This is a genomic window from Actinomycetospora endophytica (assembly GCF_021026375.1).
In the GTDB taxonomy this organism is placed as follows: Bacteria; Actinomycetota; Actinomycetes; order Mycobacteriales; family Pseudonocardiaceae; genus Actinomycetospora; species Actinomycetospora endophytica.
The window spans coordinates 122,306-139,053 of the sequence record NZ_JAJNDB010000006.1 but is presented as its reverse complement, the minus strand read 5'-3'; the positions used below and the strand labels follow the sequence as shown (position 1 = coordinate 139,053).

The 16,748-nt window shown below is 74.2% G+C and carries 16 protein-coding genes; 9 read left to right on the top strand and 7 right to left on the bottom strand.

Going from position 1 to position 16,748, the window contains the following annotated elements:
- Nucleotides 1-12: 12 nt before the first annotated feature.
- Nucleotides 13-567, top strand: coding sequence for a dihydrofolate reductase family protein (locus LQ327_RS24340; RefSeq protein ID WP_230738364.1), 555 nt, complete (start codon nt 13-15; stop codon nt 565-567).
- Nucleotides 568-697: 130 nt separating this feature from the next.
- Here the strand turns inward: LQ327_RS24340 and qcrB are convergent, their stop codons facing one another.
- From qcrB to ctaE, 4 genes are all read right to left on the bottom strand, one after another.
- Nucleotides 698-2,377: a cytochrome bc1 complex cytochrome b subunit gene (gene qcrB / locus LQ327_RS24335; RefSeq protein WP_308286367.1), complete on the bottom strand. Its 1,680-nt coding sequence runs from the start codon at nt 2,375-2,377 to the stop codon at nt 698-700.
- On the bottom strand, nt 2,374-3,555 hold the full coding sequence (gene qcrA, locus LQ327_RS24330) for a cytochrome bc1 complex Rieske iron-sulfur subunit (RefSeq protein WP_372460737.1): 1,182 nt from the start codon (nt 3,553-3,555) through the stop codon (nt 2,374-2,376). Before qcrA ends, qcrB begins: the two co-directional genes overlap by 4 nt.
- Entirely contained in the window at nt 3,552-4,379 is an 828-nt protein-coding gene (gene qcrC / locus LQ327_RS24325) for a cytochrome bc1 complex diheme cytochrome c subunit (protein ID WP_230738363.1), read from the bottom strand. The genes qcrA and qcrC overlap by 4 nt, the downstream gene beginning before the upstream one ends.
- Before the next feature lie 63 nt (nt 4,380-4,442).
- Nucleotides 4,443-5,066, bottom strand: a complete 624-nt coding sequence (gene ctaE, locus LQ327_RS24320) for an aa3-type cytochrome oxidase subunit III (protein ID WP_230738759.1) — start codon at nt 5,064-5,066, stop codon at nt 4,443-4,445.
- A gap of 209 nt (nt 5,067-5,275) precedes the next feature.
- Between ctaE and LQ327_RS24315 the strand changes: the two genes are divergently transcribed.
- Entirely contained in the window at nt 5,276-5,704 is a 429-nt protein-coding gene (locus tag LQ327_RS24315) for a response regulator (protein WP_230738362.1), read from the top strand.
- The gene (gene trpD / locus LQ327_RS24310; RefSeq protein WP_372460736.1) at nt 5,701-6,816 is read left to right on the top strand and encodes an anthranilate phosphoribosyltransferase; all 1,116 of its coding nucleotides are present in this window, start codon (nt 5,701-5,703) and stop codon (nt 6,814-6,816) included. The genes LQ327_RS24315 and trpD overlap by 4 nt, the downstream gene beginning before the upstream one ends.
- 129 nt (nt 6,817-6,945) lie before the next feature.
- Here the strand turns inward: trpD and LQ327_RS24305 are convergent, their stop codons facing one another.
- Nucleotides 6,946-7,224 carry an Lrp/AsnC family transcriptional regulator gene (locus LQ327_RS24305; RefSeq protein WP_230738361.1) on the bottom strand — a complete coding sequence of 93 codons (279 nt, stop codon included), beginning with the start codon at nt 7,222-7,224 and terminating at the stop codon, nt 6,946-6,948.
- The gene (locus tag LQ327_RS24300) at nt 7,221-9,104 is read right to left on the bottom strand and encodes a DEDD exonuclease domain-containing protein (protein WP_230738360.1); all 1,884 of its coding nucleotides are present in this window, start codon (nt 9,102-9,104) and stop codon (nt 7,221-7,223) included. Before LQ327_RS24300 ends, LQ327_RS24305 begins: the two co-directional genes overlap by 4 nt.
- A 73-nt stretch (nt 9,105-9,177) precedes the next feature.
- Between LQ327_RS24300 and LQ327_RS24295 the strand changes: the two genes are divergently transcribed.
- The 4 genes from LQ327_RS24295 to LQ327_RS24280 all read left to right on the top strand — a co-directional run bounded on the left by LQ327_RS24295 (nt 9,178) and on the right by LQ327_RS24280 (nt 13,382).
- Nucleotides 9,178-10,539, top strand: coding sequence for an NYN domain-containing protein (locus LQ327_RS24295; protein ID WP_230738359.1), 1,362 nt, complete (start codon nt 9,178-9,180; stop codon nt 10,537-10,539).
- Nucleotides 10,540-10,646: 107 nt separating this feature from the next.
- Entirely contained in the window at nt 10,647-10,964 is a 318-nt protein-coding gene (locus tag LQ327_RS24290; RefSeq protein WP_230738358.1) for a hypothetical protein, read from the top strand.
- A gap of 165 nt (nt 10,965-11,129) precedes the next feature.
- Nucleotides 11,130-12,188, top strand: coding sequence for a C40 family peptidase (locus tag LQ327_RS24285; RefSeq protein ID WP_230738357.1), 1,059 nt, complete (start codon nt 11,130-11,132; stop codon nt 12,186-12,188).
- Nucleotides 12,189-12,203: 15 nt separating this feature from the next.
- Entirely contained in the window at nt 12,204-13,382 is a 1,179-nt protein-coding gene (locus LQ327_RS24280; protein WP_230738356.1) for a glycosyltransferase family 4 protein, read from the top strand.
- 104 nt (nt 13,383-13,486) lie between these two features.
- Here LQ327_RS24280 and LQ327_RS24275 read toward each other — a convergent pair whose 3' ends face one another.
- Entirely contained in the window at nt 13,487-15,280 is a 1,794-nt protein-coding gene (locus LQ327_RS24275; protein ID WP_230738757.1) for an AMP-dependent synthetase/ligase, read from the bottom strand.
- A 176-nt stretch (nt 15,281-15,456) separates the two neighbouring features.
- On the opposite strand from LQ327_RS24275, the gene LQ327_RS24270 reads away from it, so the two are divergent.
- Together LQ327_RS24270 and LQ327_RS24265 are read left to right on the top strand one after the other, a co-directional pair.
- Nucleotides 15,457-15,903, top strand: coding sequence for a polyketide cyclase / dehydrase and lipid transport (locus LQ327_RS24270; protein ID WP_230738355.1), 447 nt, complete (start codon nt 15,457-15,459; stop codon nt 15,901-15,903).
- Nucleotides 15,904-15,917: 14 nt separating this feature from the next.
- Nucleotides 15,918-16,718, top strand: a complete 801-nt coding sequence (locus LQ327_RS24265; RefSeq protein ID WP_230738354.1) for a metallophosphoesterase family protein — start codon at nt 15,918-15,920, stop codon at nt 16,716-16,718.
- Nucleotides 16,719-16,748: the final 30 nt, after the last annotated feature.

Genomic DNA, 16,748 nt, shown 5'->3' with positions numbered 1-16,748 from the left:
CCGTCTGCCGGTATGCGGGAGCTGACGGTGGACCTGTTCATCACGGTCGACGGCTGGGCGAGGGGGACCTCGTCGCCCGCCTACTTCGGCTACGGCGGCCCTGAGCTCGACGCCTGGATCGACGACCAGACCGGTCGGCCGCACGTCATGCTCCTGGGCGCCACGACCTACCGGACGCTGAGCGGGATCGCGGTGGGCGCCGAGGACACGGGGTCGCTCCGGATGACCGAGCTGCCCAAGGTCGTGTTCTCCCGGTCGCTCACGGAGCCGCTGACGTGGCCGAACACGACGCTGGTGGCCGAGGGTGCCGAGGGGTGGGTCGCCGCGGCGAAGGGGGAGGAGGGCGATCCGCTACGGGTGGTCGGCAGCCTGTCGCTGACCCGGAGCCTGCTGCGCGCCGGTCTGGTGGACCGGTACCGCGTCGTCGTGTTCCCCCAGATCCTCGGTGCCACGGGGGCGGAGTCGCCCTACGTCGGCCTGCCCGACCTGGACCTCGAGCTGACCGGCACGTCGGTGCTCGACGGCCGGCTCGTGGTGCTGGAGTACGCGCCCGTCGCCGCGGGCTGACCCGTCGGCGGGCCGTCTCGCCGGCGGACTGTCTCGTCGGCGGGCTCGGGTCCGGACGCGGAACGACGACGGGGCGGGGAGCGTGTGCTCCCCGCCCCGTCGGCGGTCGTGCGGTGTGGTGCGGTGAGGGTCAGTCCCGCGGGTCGCGGGGGCGCCCGGCGTCGGGCCGGCCCGCGAGCTCGCGATCGCTGCTCGGCTCGACCTGCAGCGGGTCGGTGCCGGTACCGCGGTGGATACCGTCCTCCTGCTCCTCGGCCGGGTCGGGGCGGAACCAGCCGCCCTTCATCGGGTGCCCCGCGGTGCCCAGGTCGTTCATGCGCTTCGGGACCTTGGCGCCCTGGTAGTCCAGCGGGATGGCGTGGCCGTGATCGTCCACGCCACCGAGGGGCTGGTGCACCTCGATGAACTCACCGTGGGGCAGGCGCTTGATGACGCCGGTCTCGATGCCGTGGTCGAGCACCTCGCGGTCGCCGCGCTGCAGCCCGAGACAGATCCGGTAGGTCGCGAAGTAGAACAGCGGCGGGAGCACCAGCAGGCCGATGCGCCCGATCCACGTCATCACGTTCAGGGAGATGTCGAACGTGTAGCCGATGATGTCGTTGCCGCAGGCCACGACCAGCCAGAAGTAGAACGCCAGCGCCATCATCCCGGTGGCGGTGCGCACCGGGACGTCACGCGGACGCTGCAGCAGGTTGTGGTGCGCCTCGTCCCCGGTCAGCTTCCGCTCGATGATCGGGTAGGCGATCAGCAGGTTCACCAGGAGCCCGAAGCCGATGACGGCGGGGAAGAAGATCGCCGGGACGGTGTACCGCCCGAACAGGTACATCTCCCACGACGGCCACAGGCGGACCGCGCCGTCGAACACCGCCATGTAGAAGTCGGGCTGGGAACCGGCGGAGACCTGCGTCGGGTCGTAGGGGCCGAGCTTCCAGATCGGGTTGATCTGGAACACGCCGGACATGATCGACATGACGCCGACCGCGACGACCATGAAGCCGCCGCCCTTGGTGGCGAACGTCGGCAGGATGCGGACCCCGACGACGTTGCGCTCGGTGCGGCCGGGCCCGGGGAACTGCGTGTGCTTCTGGAACCACACGAGGGCCACGTGCACGCCGATCACCGCGAGGATGATCCCGGGCAGCAGGAAGACGTGGACGATGTAGAGCCGGGGGATGATGATCGTCCCCGGATACTCGCCGCCCATGATCGCCCACTGCAGCCACGTGCCGACCACGGGGATCGACATGATGATCGCCGAGAGGCCGGTGCGGATACCGGTGCCGGAGAGCAGGTCGTCGGGCAGCGAGTAGCCGAGGAAGCCCTCGATCATGCCGGTGAGCAGCAGCACGACGCCGAGCACCCAGTTGGTCTCGCGCGGCCGGCGGAACGCTCCGGTGAAGAACGTCCGCATCATGTGCGCGATCATCGCGGCGACGAAGAGCAGCGCGGCCCAGTGGTGCAGCTGGCGGATGAACAGCCCGCCCCGCACGTCCATCGAGATGTTGACCGCGGACTCGTACGCCTTCGACATGATGACGCCGCGCAGACCGGCGTAGGAGCCCTCGTACGTCGTCTCGGCCATCGACGGGTCGAAGAAGATCGCGAGCCAGGTGCCCGTGAGCAGCAGCACGATGAAGCTGTAGAGCGCGATCTCGCCCAGCATGAACGACCAGTGCGTGGGGAAGACCTTGTTGATCTGCCGTCGGATCGGCCCCGCCGGGTGGACCCGGCTGTCGACCTCGTCCGCAGCCGTCCCGAGGAGCTTCATCGCAGCGCTCCCGCTGCGCTTCGGCGTGGTGATGGCACTCATGGTCTGCGCTCCCAGAAGCCGGGCCCCACCGGCTCGATGAAGTCACTGCGGGCGTACAGGTAGCCCTGATCGTCCACGGCGATGGGCAATTGCGCCAACGGGCGGGCCGCCGGTCCGAAGACCGGGCGGGCGTACTCGTTGGCCTGGAACTGCGACTGGTGGCACGGGCAGAGGATGCGCATCGTCTGGTCCTCGTAGAGGGACGTCGGGCACCCCATGTGGCTGCAAATCTTCGAGTAGGCGAAGAGCGAGCCGTAGTTGAAGTCCTCCTGGCCGGCCCGCTTGATGACCGACACGTTGGAGCGCAGCCGGATCAGCATGACCGGGGAGTCCGCGGAACGGACCGTCTCGGCGAGCTTCTCGGGGTTGTTGCGGTCGGACTCCTTGAACGGGAAGACCGTCTCCATCGAGCCGGGCTCGAGATCGCCGGCGCGCACGAGGACCACGTCCTCGGGATTGCCGTCGAACTTGCGGACGTACACCCGCTCGCCGTTGTCGGAACGCCACTCGGTGACGAGGAGGGGCGACTCGTCGCCCTCCTTCCACGGGTTCTTCACCAGGCCGCCGAAGGCCGCGACCGCGACACCGACGCCGAGGACGCCGCCCGCGGCACCCAGCGAACGGACGATCAGCTTGCGACGCCCGAGGCCGCTCTGCTCGCCGGCCTGGACCAGGCGGGCGGCGGCGGTGCGGCGTTCGAGCTCGTTCGACCGGCCGTCGTGGCGCTGCTGGATCGTCAGGTCCTCGGGCAGCAGCTTCTTCGAGTACGCGATGACGCCCATCCCGGTCGCGAGGACCGCGATGCCGAGCGTGACACCGATGATCGGCGTGTAGAGCACGTACTCGACGGAGCCGGGCTCGCCCGGGGCGACCCAGTCGTGCGGCCACGCGATGAAGAAGACGATGAACGCCAGGCCCATGATCGCGGCGAGGATGAACCAGCCCGCGACCTGGCGCTCGGCCCGCTTCTCGGCCCGGGTGCCGGGCACCGGGAAGCGGGGGCGTCCCGAGACGACCTCGATGTCGTCGATGCGGTTGCCGAGACGGACCAGGTCGTCGGTGCTCATCTCGGCGAGCTCGGCATCACTGGGGATGCGCAGCTCGTCGGAGCCGTGGTCTCCGGACTGCGTGCCGGAACCGTGGTTCCGGCCGGACGGGGATTCGGGTGGTGCACTCACTGGCGGGATCCGATCCAGAGGGAGATTCCGATCAGGGCGGCGAGACCGACGAAGAAGGCGACGAGGCCCTCCGGCACCGGGCCGAATCCGCCGAGGCCGTTGCCGCCGGGGTTCGCGCCGGTGCTGTCCGAGCTCACCGACTTGATGTAGCCGATGATGTCCCGCTTCTCCTCGGGGGAGAGCTGCGAGTCGGCGAAGGTCGGCATGTTGCCGGGGCCCGAGAGCATGGCCGCGTAGATCTGGTGCGGGGTCGCCGGGTCGAGCACCGGGGCGAACTTGCCGGACGACAGGGCGCCGCCGCGGCCGGTGAAGTTGTGGCACTGGGCGCAGTTCAGGCGGAACAGCTCGCCGCCGCGGCCGAGGTCGGAGCCGACGACGGCGTCCTCCGGGCCGGCCGGGACCGTCGGGCCGCCGCCGTTGGCCTCGATGTAGGCGCCCAGGGCGTCCGTCTGCGCCGCGTCGAACGCGGGCTTCTTGCGGTCCGCCTGGGCGCCCTGGACCTTCAGCGGCATGCGGCCGGTGGAGACCTGGAAGTACACCGAGGCCTGACCGACGCCGATGAGGCTCGGGCCGCGACCCTGCACGCCCTGCAGGTTCGAGCCGTGGCAGGTGATGCAGGAGTTGTCGAACAGCGACTGGCCCTCACGGACGAGGGCGGCGTCCTGCCCGGCCGCGGTCTGGGGCGCCGGCTGCACGGCCGCGTAGATCCCGCCGACGGCCAGCAGCGCCACGCCGAGCGCGAGGAACCCACTGACGCGACGACGCGTCCTGGTGCCCGCTCGCGCCCACGGCCTCCTGCGCGAGGGCGGCGTCCGGTCGCTCATCTCCTGCCCAACCCCTGACTCTCGTGGTGGAAAAGTCACCGCGGCGGTGCCGGTTCCTGCCGTTTATCGGATGAAGTAGATGACCGCGAACAGGCCGATCCAGACCACGTCCACGAAGTGCCAGTAGTACGAGACGACGATCGCGGCGGTCGCCTGGGCCGGGGTGAACCGACTGAGGAACGTCCGACTGATCAGCAGGACGAACGCGACCAGCCCGCCGGTGACGTGCAGCGCGTGGAACCCGGTCGTGATGTAGAAGACCGAGCCGTAGGCGCCCGAGGCCATCGTCGTGCCGTGCTCGGTGACGAGCGTGTGGTACTCGTTCACCTGGCCGAGGACGAAGATCAGGCCCATCACGAACGTCACCGCGTACCAGCGCCGCAGTCCGAACACGTCACCGCGTTCGGCCGCGAACACGCCGTACTGACACGTGAACGACGACGCCACCAGGATGATCGTGTTCACGAGGGCGTACGGCACGTCGAGCTCGGTCGGCGGGGGCGGCCACTCGCCGACGTTCTGGGCCCGCGCCACGAAGTACATGGCGAAGAGACCGGCGAAGAACATCAGCTCACTGGAGAGCCAGATGATCGTCCCGACACTGACCACGTTGGGTCGGTTGAGGGAGTGGATCCGCGCGCTGAAAGAGGGCGCCGGCGCACTCGGGGCGGTCGTCACGGGCGACATCATGTCACCTCGTCCCGACATCAGCCGGTCGGGGCGACGGGTGGTGATCAGCCCGCCGACCTGCACCGCCGTTCACCTGCGGATTCTCCTACTGACCGTCGTACGTCGTGTCGTAGTCGAGACGTCGGACCGCCGTGTCCCACCCCTCGGCGCCCCTCCCGACTAGGCTGCGGCGCACCGTTCGTGACGCGCCGGGGAGGGCCCGCGAGATGACCGCCGACAGTGGTGCCGGACAGCCGCTCGACGTCGTGGTGATGAGCCACCGACCGGAGGTCCGCGAGGCCGTGATGTCCGCGGTCGGCCGGCGCCCGGCCCGGGACCTGCCGCGGTTGACCTTCACCGAGGCCGACGGGATCGCCGACGTGCTCGGCGCCGCGGACTCGGGGCGGCTCGACCTGGCGGTGCTCGACGCCGAGGCACAGCCGACCGGCGGCATGGGCGTGTGCCGCCAGCTCAAGAACGAGCGTGCCGACCCGGCGCCGGTGATCGTCGTCGTCCGGCGCGAGGACGACCGCTGGCTCGCGACGTGGTCCCAGGCCGACGCGGTGCTCGTGCAGCCGCTCGACCCGGTGACCGCCGCCCGGACGGTGGCCGACGTGCTGCGCGCCGGGCAGCCGGTCCCGGCCACCCGCGGGTGACCGCGGAGACGTCCGCGACCGCCGCCGGGGTGGCCCCCGATCCGGCCGCCGTGGACGCTCCGACCTGGCCGTCGCTGCTCGGGCGGCTGCTGCGCGGCGAGGACCTCGCCGGGCCCGAGGCGGCGTGGGCGATGGACCGGATGATGTCCGGCGAGGCGTCACCCGCCCAGGTGGCCGCGTTCGCCGTGGCGCTGCGCGGCAAGGGGGAGACCGCCGAGGAGATCGGCGGGCTGGCCGAGGTCATGCGCGCGCACGCGCGGGTGGTCACGGTCGACCCGTCGCTGGGGCCGGTCGTCGACATCGTCGGCACCGGCGGCGACCAGGCGCACACCGTCAACATCTCGACGATGGCCGCGGTGGTCATGGCGGCCGCGGGCGCCCGCGTGGTGAAGCACGGCGGGCGCGCGGCGTCGTCGGCGTGCGGATCGGTCGACCTGCTCGAGGAGCTCGGGGTGCCGGTCGACCTCGGTCCGGAGGCGGTCGCCGCGAGCCTGGACCAGGTCGGCATCGGGTTCTGCTTCGCCCAGACGTTCCACCCGGCGATGCGCCACGTCGGCGGGGTGCGCCGCGAGATCGGCGTGCCGACGGCGTTCAACCTGCTCGGGCCGTTGACCAACCCGGCGCGCCCGGCGGCCGCGCTCATCGGCTGCGCGGACGTGCGGTTCGCGCCGGTCCTCGCCTCGGTGCTGGCCGGCCGGGGCGACACCGCGCTGGTGGTGCGCGGCGACGACGGGCTCGACGAGATCACGACGACGACGACCACCACGGTGTGGCGGGCGCGCCCCGCCGGGGTGAGCGTCGAGACGCTCGACCCGACCCGGATCGGGGTGCCGGTCTCGGCGCCGGGGGATCTGCGCGGCGGGGACGCGAGCGTGAACGCGCGGGTGGCGCGCTCGGTGTTCGACGGCGACCCGGGGCCGGTCCGCGAGGCGGTGCTCCTCAACGCCGGGGCGGCACTGGCGGCGCACGCGGAGGCGGAGTCGGGCGTGACCGAGGACCTGCACGAGGCCGTGGCGCGGGGGCGGGAGCGGGCCGCGGCCGCGGTGGATGCGGGTTCGGCGGCGGAGTTGCTGGAGCGCTGGACCGAGGTCGCGACGCGTTTGCGGGGTTAGCGGCGCGGATCGCTGGGCCTGCCGCGGCACGAGGGGCGCAGGGCGCAGCCCTCAGCGCTGGTGCGGGTGCCTGGTGTGCTGTTGATCAGCCGAGGGCCGAGGACCGGCCCACCCCCGCCGCGACGAGCGTCAGTCCAGCCCCACCGCGAACGCGGCATCGGTGTCGCCCGCCGAGTACGAGCGGAACGCGATGTGCGTGGACGTGGAGCTCACCCCGGGCACCCGGCTGAGGCTGCCGGCGATGACGTCGGCGAGCTCCTCGTGCACGCGCACCCGCACGACCGCGATGAGGTCGACGTCGCCCGCGCAGGAGTAGACCTCCGCGACCCCGTCGAGGTCGGCGATCGCCTGCGCGGTCTCGGGGATCCGGTCGGCGTTCGCGTGGATCATGACGATGGCCGTGATCACGGGGGCTCCCTGGGTCGGCGCCGTGGGCGGCGGTCGGCGTCCCCGGCGGACGTCCTCACCGGTGCGCCGGGTCCGGCGGGAACTCTAGGCCCCGCCGACTCGTGCGGCCCCGACACCGGGCCGGATGGCGAGCGCCCGGCCTCGCGCGCCCGCGACACCCAGTCCGACCAGGACCCGGCACCCCGGGCCGCGACCGCCCACGGCGTCGTCGTGCGCACCATCCGGGTGCCGGGCCGCTCCAACCAGCGGGTGATCACTGCGACCTCCTCCGGCGGAGCCCCGCGCAACGGGCCGGCCCCGGGGCGCACCGTCTCCGCCGAGCTGACCAGCGAGTCGACCACCGGCATCGGCGGCACCCCGCGCCGCGCGGTGCCCGCCGCGGCCAACCGGCCGTGCCGCACCACCGCGAGGTCCCAGCCGCCCCCGCCGTCCGGGCGCGCCGCGATCAGCTCCTCGGCACACGCCAGCGCCGACAGCCGCTGGACCCGGGCCAGCGCGCCCGCCAGCTCGGCGAGCCGGTCGCGGTGGGCGGCGGCGTCGTCGAACCGCTCACTGACCGCCAGGGCCGTGACCTTGTCCCGGAGAGCCACCAGCCCGTCGTCGGACCCCCCGTGGATCAGGGCGAGCGCCCCGGCGACGACCGGGGAGTAGTCCTCGGCGCTCTGCAGGCCCGCGCACGGCGCCCCGCAGCGGCCCATCCCGTGCAGCGCGCATGGACTGCCGCGACCGCCCCGCGCCGGGATCCGCTGGGTGCAGGGACGCAGCCGGGACGCGTCCGCGAGCGCCTCCACGGCCCGCACCGCGTCGGGGCGCCGGCCGAACGGACCGACCGCGTCCTCCCGGGGCGTGCGCACCACCGACCAGCGCGGGAACGGCTCGTCGGTGAGCGCCACCCACCAGCCCCGGTGCGGGTACCGGGATCGCCGGTTGTAGCGCGGCGCGTGCCCCGCGAGCAGGCGCAGCTCCCGGACCTCGGCCTCCAGGCCGTGGGCGCACTCCACCCAGTCGACCCGCTCCGCGAGCCCGACCATCTCCTTGACGCGGGCCCGTTTCTCCGAGCCGGTGAAGTACGAGCGCACCCGGCGACGCAGGTCGGTCGACGTGCCCACGTAGAGCACCTCGTCGGCCGGCCCGCGGAAGAGGTAGACGCCCGGCGCGTGCGGCACCGCCTCGGCGAGGTGGCGTCTGCCCCGCTGCGCGGGGGTGGTCTCGATCTGCAGCGCCAGCAGGTCCTCCAGCGAGGAGACCCCGTGCCCGCCGACCCGCTCGAGGAGGCCGTGCAGGACGTCGACGGTGGCCCGGGCGTCGTCGAGCGCGCGGTGGATCGGCCGCGTCCGCGTCCGGAAGAGGGCCGAGAGCGCCGAGAGCCGGCAGGAGGGCGCCTCGTCGCGCGTGAGCACCTTGCGGGCCAGCCGCGCGGTGCACACCACCGGCGGGCGCGGCCACGGCGCCCCGTGACGGCGGCACGCGGCCCGCAGGTGCCCGACGTCGAACGGCGCGTTGTGCGCCACCACCACCGCGCCCGCGCAGAACTCGAGGAACCCGGGCAGCACCACGTCCAGGTGCGGCGCGTCGCGGACCATCGCCGTGGTGATCCCGGTGAGCGCCACGATCTGCGGCGGCACCGCCATCCCCGGGTCGACCAGCGTGGCGTACTCGCCCACGACCTCCCCGCCGCGCACCTTCACCGCGCCGATCTCGGTGATGGCGTCCGGACGGGGCGCCGCCAGCGGCTCGGTGTCGGCCGGATCCGGGCCCGCGGGCGGCCCTCCGGTGGTCTCGAGGTCGAGCACGACGAACGTCGCCGCGTGCAGCGGCGTGCCCAGCTCCTCGAACGTGAGCTGCGGGTCGGGTCCCGTCACCGGGCGTGGCGCGTCCATCACGGCGGACGCTAGGACGGACCCCCGACACTCACCCCCCGCGAGCACGTTCGGTGGCCGCTAACCTGGGCGAATGGTCGACGGGGAGGTGGAGGCGCCCGACTCCGACGACTCCTCACCGGCCGCCCCACCCGCCGTCCGGGCCGCCCTGCTGGAGGCGGCCCCGGAGGCCGTCCGGGGCCGCGTCGCCGACCTCGTGTCCCAGGCCGTCGGTCAGATACCCGCCGCCGACCTGCCGGCCCCGGTGCGTCCCGTCGCCCGGTTCGCACCGGCCAAGCGCGCCAAGGTCGGGGCCGGGCCGATGCTCGCCGCGCTGGGCACCGCGGAGGGGTTCGCGGACGAGGTCGTGGCGTGGTGGCGCGAGCACCGCCCCGACGAGTGGGCGCCGCCGGTCGCGGAGCCGGTGCACGCCGCCGCCGTCGCGGTCCTGACCGGCGACGAGGACGCCGCCCGCGAGCTGCTGCGCGACGCCGGGGAACGGGCCGACGTCGGGAAGCTGCGGGCCGAGCGCGACGCCGCCCTGGCGCGGGCGGACAAGCTCGCCGCGGACCTCGAGCGCGTCACCGCGGAGCGCGACGAGGCGCGAGCGGCCTCGAAGGTGGTCACCCCCGACCTGTCCGACGAGGTCGCCAAGCTGCGGTCCCGGCTGCGCGAGCAGGGGGTCCGCGTCCGGAAGGCCGAGGACGCCGCGGCCGAGGCCGCCGCCCGCCTCCGCGACGACCGCGGCGACCTGCAGCGCGAGGTCGAGGACCTGCGCCGCGAGCGCACCCGCGACCAGGAGGCGGTCGCCGCCGCCGACGCGCGGGCGCGACGGGCGACCGCGGAGCTGGAGTCGGCCCGCCGGGCGGCCCACGAGGCCCGCCACGCCGACGACGCCCGGCTCGCGCTGCTGGTGGACACCGTCGCGGGCGCCGCGTCGGGCCTGCGCCACGAGCTGGGCCTGCGCGCCGACGACCACCGGGTGGGGCCCCGGCCCGCCGAGCTGGTCGGTTCGTCCGCGCGCGCCCCGATGGCGCGCGTCACCGACCCCGCGACGCTCGACCGCCTCCTGGCCCTGCCCGAGGTGCACCTCCTCGTCGACGGCTACAACGTCACCAAGACCGGCTGGCCGAGCCTCTCGCTGGCCGCGCAGCGCGACCGCCTGGTCGCCTCGGTCGCGCCGCTGGCGGCCCGCACGCACGCCGAGACCACGCTGGTGTTCGACGGTGCCGGCATCACCGGCGTGCCGACCGCGTCCGTGCGCGGGGTGCGGGTGCTCTTCTCCGAGGCCGGGGTCATCGCCGACGACCTCATCCGCCTGCTGGTCGACGCCGAGCCGGAGGGGCGGCCCCTCGTCGTGGTCACCTCCGACCGCGCGGTCGTCGACTCCGTGCGCCGCCGCGGCGCGCACCCGGTGCCCTCGAGCGTGCTGCTCGACCGCCTCGCCCGGATCTGAGACCTGGGTCACACCAGGGGCGCTGGACGCCCGAGGCTGTCGGACCCCCCTCCTACCGTCCGCCGCGACACCCCGGAGAACCCGGGGCCGGACCGGCGGAGGCCGAGATGATCATCGACTGCGACACGTGCGTGGTGCGCCACCAGGCCTGTGACGACTGCGTCGTCGGGGTCCTGCTCGGCATGCCGGAGGTCCCGGGGCACGCCGGTCCGGAGGCGGACGACGCCGAGGCGCCGCGCGAGCCCGCCGCCCCCGGCGCGCCGCTGCCGGTCGAGTTCGGCCCGGTGGAGCGCCGGGCCCTCGAGGTCCTCGCCGACCACGGGCTCATCCCGCACCTCCGGCTCGTGACGGCGGAGCCGGAGACGGCCGTCGACGAGCGGGTCCCTGCCCCACGCGGCCCCGGACGGCGGCGCGACGCCGGCTGACGGGCGCCGGGAAGCGGCCGTCCGGCGCACACCGGGGGCGGCTGGTGGCACCACACGGTCGGGCACGCGGGGTGGTCCGTTACCGTCCTGACACCTCTCGCGGACGTGCTCCCCGAACCGCGGCCGTCGAGCAGGCGGTCACTGTTCGAGAAAGGCTCCCCGCCCGTGATCCCCGGACCGTCTCCCCGTTGTGCGCGGCTGATCACCGCGTCCGCGGTCCTCGTGCTCCTCGCCCTGGCCGGGCTGGTGGCTCCGGCCGCCGCGTCGGCCGACCCGATCGTCCCGCCCGGCGCGAGCGACGTGGTCCGCCGCCTCGCCGACGCCAACGCCCGCGCCGAGGCCGCGAACGAGCAGGCCATGGGCGCGAAGGAGCAGCTCCCGGTCAAGAAGGCGGAGGCGGCCCGCACGACGACGGCCGCCGCGGACGCACGCGCCGCCGTCGGCGCCGCCCACGCCCGGCTCGACAAGGCCTACACGGCCGTCGACCAGTTCACCCGCAGCACGTTCCAGGGCGGGGACCTCAACCAGCTCGGCGCGCTGCTGTCCAGCCCGTCGCCGCAGTCCTACCTGGACAAGGTCAGCCTGCTCGACACCGTCTCGCAGTCCGACCGGGCGGCGCTGCAGAGCTACCTGGACGCCTCGTCCGCCGCGGACGCCGCCCAGCGTGACGCCGACGCCCGCGCGCTCGACGCCAACCGGGCCGCCGACGACGCCCAGCAGGCCGTCACCGACGCCGCCCGCACCAAGGCCGACGCCGACAAGGACGTCGCCGCGGCGAACGCCGCCCTGGCGCGGCTCTCGTCGTCCGACCGGGCGCAGCTACGCAGCGGCGGCATCACGAACTTCCCGGCGAACATCGCGGGCAACACGCTCGGCATCGCCGCGCTCCGGGCCGCCCTGACCCGGCAGGGGCTGCCGTACGTGTGGGGCGCCACCGGACCGAGCACGTTCGACTGCTCTGGGCTCGTGCAGTGGGCCTTCCGCCAGATCGGGATCGGGATGCCCCGGGTGGCGGCCGCCCAGCAACAGGTCGGGCAGCCGGTCACCGCGGACCAGGCCCAGCCCGGCGACCTCGTCTTCTTCGGCGACCCGGCCTACCACGTGGGCTTCTACGTCGGCGGTGGCCAGTTCCTCGAGGCGCCGCAGTCGGGCGACGTCGTCAAGGTCGCGCCGCTGCGGGGCAACGTGTCGTCGATCCGGCGCATCGCGCCGCCGCCGGCGTAGGGCACCGCGCCGACGGTGGCCCGGCCCGACGCCGCGAGGACCCTCCTCGTCACCAACGACTTCCCCCCGCGCCCGGGCGGCATCCAGTCCTACCTGCACGAGCTCGCGGTGCGGCTACCCGACGGCGCCCTGACCGTGCTCGCCTCGACCTGGCCGGACACTCACGACACCGACGGCCGCTGCGCCCGCTTCGACGCCGAGCAGCCGTTCGCGGTCCATCGGCTCCCGACGACGATGATGCTCCCGACCTTCGCCGCCCTCCGGCGCGCGACGGAGCTCGCCCGGTCGGAGGGCTGCGACACCGTGTGGTTCGGGGCCGCGGCGCCGCTCGGGCTCATGGCGCCGGCGCTGCGCCGCCGGGCGGGGGTGTCGCGCATCCTCGCGAGCACCCACGGCCACGAGGTCGGCTGGTCCATGCTGCCGGGGTCACGGCAGGCGCTCGGGCGTATCGGCCGCGACGCCGACGTCGTCACCACCGTCAGCCGCTACACGCGCGGGCGCATCGCGTCCGCGCTCGGCGCGGACGCCGCGCTCGAGCCGCTGCCGCCGGGCATCGACACCCGCCGCTTCGCGCCCGACCCGGCTGCGAGGGACGCCATCCGCGCCCGCCACGGCCTCGGGGACCGCCCCGTGGTCGGGTGCGTCTCGCGGCTCGTCCGGCGCAAGGGCCAGGACGTGCTGATCCGCGCCCTGCCCGCCCTGCGACGGCGGGTGCCCGGGACCGCGCTGCTCATCGCGGGCGACGGGCCCGACCGCGACCGGCTGCACCGCCTCGCCCGCGACCACGGCGTCGCCGAGCACGTGGTGTTCACCGGCCCCGTCGCGCAGGAGGAGATCCCCGCCCACCACGCGGCCCTCGACGTGTTCGCCCTGCCGTGTCGCACCCTGGGCGGCGGCCTCGACGTCGAGGGGCTGGGGATCGTGCTGCTCGAGGCGTCGGCGTGCGGGGTGCCGGTGGTCGCGGGGCGCTCCGGCGGCGCCCCGGAGACCGTGCTCGGCGGCCCGCCCGGGACCAGGACCGGCCGGCTCACCGACGGCCGCGACCCGGCCGACGTCGCCGAGGTCGTGGGGGACCTGCTCGCCGACCCGGACGCGGCGGCGACGGCGGGCGCCGCGGGCCGACGGTGGATGCAGGCCGCGTGGACGTGGTCCTCGCGCGCCCGTCGTCTTGCCGCGCTGGCCCGTCCGGAGTAAGCGGCGAAACCACGAACGGCACGCTCGTCACTCATGAAGGTGACGAACGCGCCGTTCGTGCCGGAAGGGAGCGAGCGCGTCGGAACGGGCGGGCGCCGACCGCCTCAGTGCTGGGCGTAGACCTGCTCGATGTCGCCCGCCCGCTGGTCGGCGATCACGTTGCGCTTGAGCTTCATCGTGGGGGTGAGCTCGCCGGAGTCCTCGGTGAAGTCCGAGGTCAGGATGCGGAACTGGCGCACCGACTCGGCCTTCGAGACCGCGGCGTTCCCGTCGTCGACCGCGGACTGGATCTCCGCGCGCAGGTCGGGGTCGTTCGCCAGGTCCTCGGCGGTGGAACCCGACTTGCCGTGCTCGGCCGCCCAGTCCGGGAGCGCCTCGGCGTCGAGGGTGATCAGCGCGGCCACGTAGGGACGGTCGTCGCCGACGACGAGGGCCTGGCTGACCAGCCGGTGGGCGCGGATGCGGTCCTCGATCACCGCCGGGGCGACGTTCTTGCCGCCCGCGGTGACGATCAGCTCCTTCTTGCGCCCGGTGATCGAGAGGAAGCCGTCGTCGAGGGCGCCGATGTCGCCGGTGTGGAACCAGCCGTCCTGCACGGTCTCCGCGGTCGCGTCCGGGTTGCGCCAGTACCCCCCGAACACCACGTCGCCCTTCGCGAGCACCTCGCCGTCCTCGGCGATCGCGACGGTGATGCCGGGCAGCGGCCGCCCGACGGTGCCGACCCGCAGCCCGTGCTCGCCGTTGGCGGTGATCGCCGCGGAGGTCTCGGTGAGGCCGTAGCCCTCGTAGATCGGGACGCCGACACCGCGGAAGAAGTGCCCGATCCGCGCGCCGAGGGCCGAGCCGCCGGACACCGCGCCGCTGCACTGCCCGCCGAGGGCCTCGCGCAGCTTGCCGTAGACCAGCACGTCGAACAGCGCGTGCTTGGCGCGCAGCAGCAGGCCGGGCCCGGAGCCGTCCAGCGCCGTCGAGTACTCCACCGCCGTCTGCTCGGCGAGGTCGAAGATCCGGCCCTTGCCGCCCTGGTAGGCCTTCTGCTTGGCCGAGTTGTAGACCTTCTCGAACACCCGGGGCACCGAGAGGATGAAGTCCGGCTTGAAGCGGGGGAGCTCGGCGGAGAGCTTCGAGGTGTCGGCGAAGTGGCCGATCACGTAGCGGTGCTCCTGGGCGGCGATCTGCACCACGCGCGCGAAGATGTGCGCGAGCGGCAGGAACAGCAGCGTGGAGTTCCCCGCCTGCATCAGCGAGCCGAACACCTCGCCCGCGGCGCGCACCTCGAAGAGCAGGTTGCGGTGGGTGATCTCGCAGCCCTTGGGGCGCCCGGTGGTGCCCGAGGTGTAGATCAGCGTGGCGAGGTCGTCGGCGTGGACCCCGGTGCGGCGCGCCTCGATGTCGGCGTCGGACACGTCGGCGCCGGCCGCCTTCAGCGACTCGACCGCCGCCGAGGCGCCGTCGATCTGCCACACGTGCGCGAGGTCGGGCAGCGACCCGATCACCTGGTCCAGCGTGGCGCGGTGCTCGTCGGTCTCGACGACCACGCCGCGCGCGCCGGAGTTCGACAGGCACCACTCGTACTGCGAGGCCGAGGACGTCTCGTAGATCGGCAGGCCGGCGCAGCCCGCCGTCCAGAGCGCGTAGTCCAGCAGCGTCCACTCGTAGCGGGTCCGCGCGACGATCCCGACGCGGTCACCCGGCTGCAGGCCCGCCGCGACGAAGCCCTTGGCGACGGCGACGACGTCGTCGCGGAACTCCCGGAAGGTCACCGGCGTCCACCGGCCCCCGACGGCGCGGCGGTAGGCGATCTCGTCCGGGTGCTCGTCCGCGTTGGCCCACACCGCATCGGTGAGCCGGTCGTCGTCCGCCACCTTCGCCGCGGCCGGCACGCTGTACTCCTGCACCCCGCACACACCCTCTCGCACCTCGCCGGTGGTCCTCGGCGACAACCGGTGCGCGCAGCCTAGGGCGACGACGACGGTCCGTCACTACCCCGTGGTAACCGGATGAAACAGTCGAATGCGACGAATCGGTGGGTACCCCCGGTGCGGAGCCGCTGATCGTCGGGCAGGCTGGGGCCGTGGCCGCCCTGGACGTGATCGACGAGACGTTCGTGCTCGCCGCGCGGGCGGAGGTCGCGGGAGCGTTCGCGGACCCCGACGAGTGGCCGCGGCTGTGGCCGGACCTCGAGCTCACGGTGTTCGCCGACCGCGGCCCGGCCGGCATCCGCTGGTCGGTCACCGGCGGCTGGATCGGGAGTGCCGAGGTGTGGTGCGAGCCGGTCGCGCTGGGACCCGGCCCGGAGGCGGGCGGCGAGGAGGGCACCCTGCTGCACTGGTTCCTGCGCGTCGACCCCGCTCCCGGCCCCGAGGGCGCGCGGGCGCGGCGCCTGCTGCGCGGACGGTCCGGCCCGGCGCGGGAGGGGCTGCGGCGGCAGCGCGCGGCCAAGGAGATCGCCTTCGGTCTCAAGGCCCGGCTGGAGCGCGGCCGCCGTCCGGGCGAGCCCGCGATCCCGGTGAAAGCCTGACGAGTGCCCGGCTCGTGTTAGTTCATGTCGTCTCCGACGTCCACGGCAACGCCGCCGACCTCGCCCGGGCCGCCGACGGGGCCGAGGCGCTGGTGGTGCTGGGCGACCTCCTGGACTTCGTCGACTACGACGACCCGGCCCACGGCATCCTCGCCGAGATCCTCGGCCCGCAGGCCACCGTGGAGTTCGCCCGGCTGCGCTCCGAGGGTGGGCCGGGCGCGCTGCGGGAGTACACCCGGCGGTTGTGGGCGGACGTCGAGGACCCGGCGACCCTCGTCGACGCGGCGGTGCGGCGCCGCTACGAGGAGATGTTCGCCGTGCTCGGCGCCATCGACGTGCCCGTGTACCTGATCCCCGGCAACGTCGACGTCCCCGCGATGTGGCCGGAGTTCCTCGCGAAGTACCCGCACCTGCGCGCCGTCGACGGTGACGTGGTCGACATCGGCGACACCCGTGTGGGGTTCGTCGGCGGGGTCCCGTTGCCGCCCGGGTTCGAGCCGCGCGCCGGGGTGTTCCGGGCCAACATGCGCGAGGCGGGGGAGTACGCCGCCGCGGTGGAGGCGCTCGGGGCGGTCGACGTGCTCTGCAGCCACGCGCCGCCCGCGATCGCCGAGCTCGCCTACGACGTCGTCGCCCGCACCCACGAGCTGACCTCGCCCACCCTCGTCGAGCACGTGCGGACGTACCGGCCGCGGCTGGCGCTCTACGGGCACGTGCACGCCCCGCTCACCGGGCGTGTCCGGATCGGGCCGACGGAGTGCCTCAACGTCGGGCACTTCCGCCGCCGGGGGACCCCCGCGGCGGTGCGATGGTGACCCGCGCGACAGCTTCCCGACGTCGGGGTG

What these genes read in the sequence shown, in the direction of transcription:
- LQ327_RS24290 (WP_230738358.1), top strand. Translation starts at nt 10,647, where the DNA reads ATGATCATCGACTGCGACACGTGCGTGGTGCGCCACCAGGCCTGTGAC.
- LQ327_RS24300 (WP_230738360.1), bottom strand. Translation starts at nt 9,104, where the DNA reads ATGGACGCGCCACGCCCGGTGACGGGACCCGACCCGCAGCTCACGTTC.
- LQ327_RS24295 (WP_230738359.1), top strand. Translation starts at nt 9,178, where the DNA reads ATGGTCGACGGGGAGGTGGAGGCGCCCGACTCCGACGACTCCTCACCG.
- LQ327_RS24340 (WP_230738364.1), top strand. Translation starts at nt 13, where the DNA reads ATGCGGGAGCTGACGGTGGACCTGTTCATCACGGTCGACGGCTGGGCG.
- ctaE (WP_230738759.1), bottom strand. Translation starts at nt 5,066, where the DNA reads ATGTCGCCCGTGACGACCGCCCCGAGTGCGCCGGCGCCCTCTTTCAGC.
- qcrB (WP_308286367.1), bottom strand. Translation starts at nt 2,377, where the DNA reads ATGAGTGCCATCACCACGCCGAAGCGCAGCGGGAGCGCTGCGATGAAG.
- qcrC (WP_230738363.1), bottom strand. Translation starts at nt 4,379, where the DNA reads ATGAGCGACCGGACGCCGCCCTCGCGCAGGAGGCCGTGGGCGCGAGCG.
- LQ327_RS24315 (WP_230738362.1), top strand. Translation starts at nt 5,276, where the DNA reads ATGACCGCCGACAGTGGTGCCGGACAGCCGCTCGACGTCGTGGTGATG.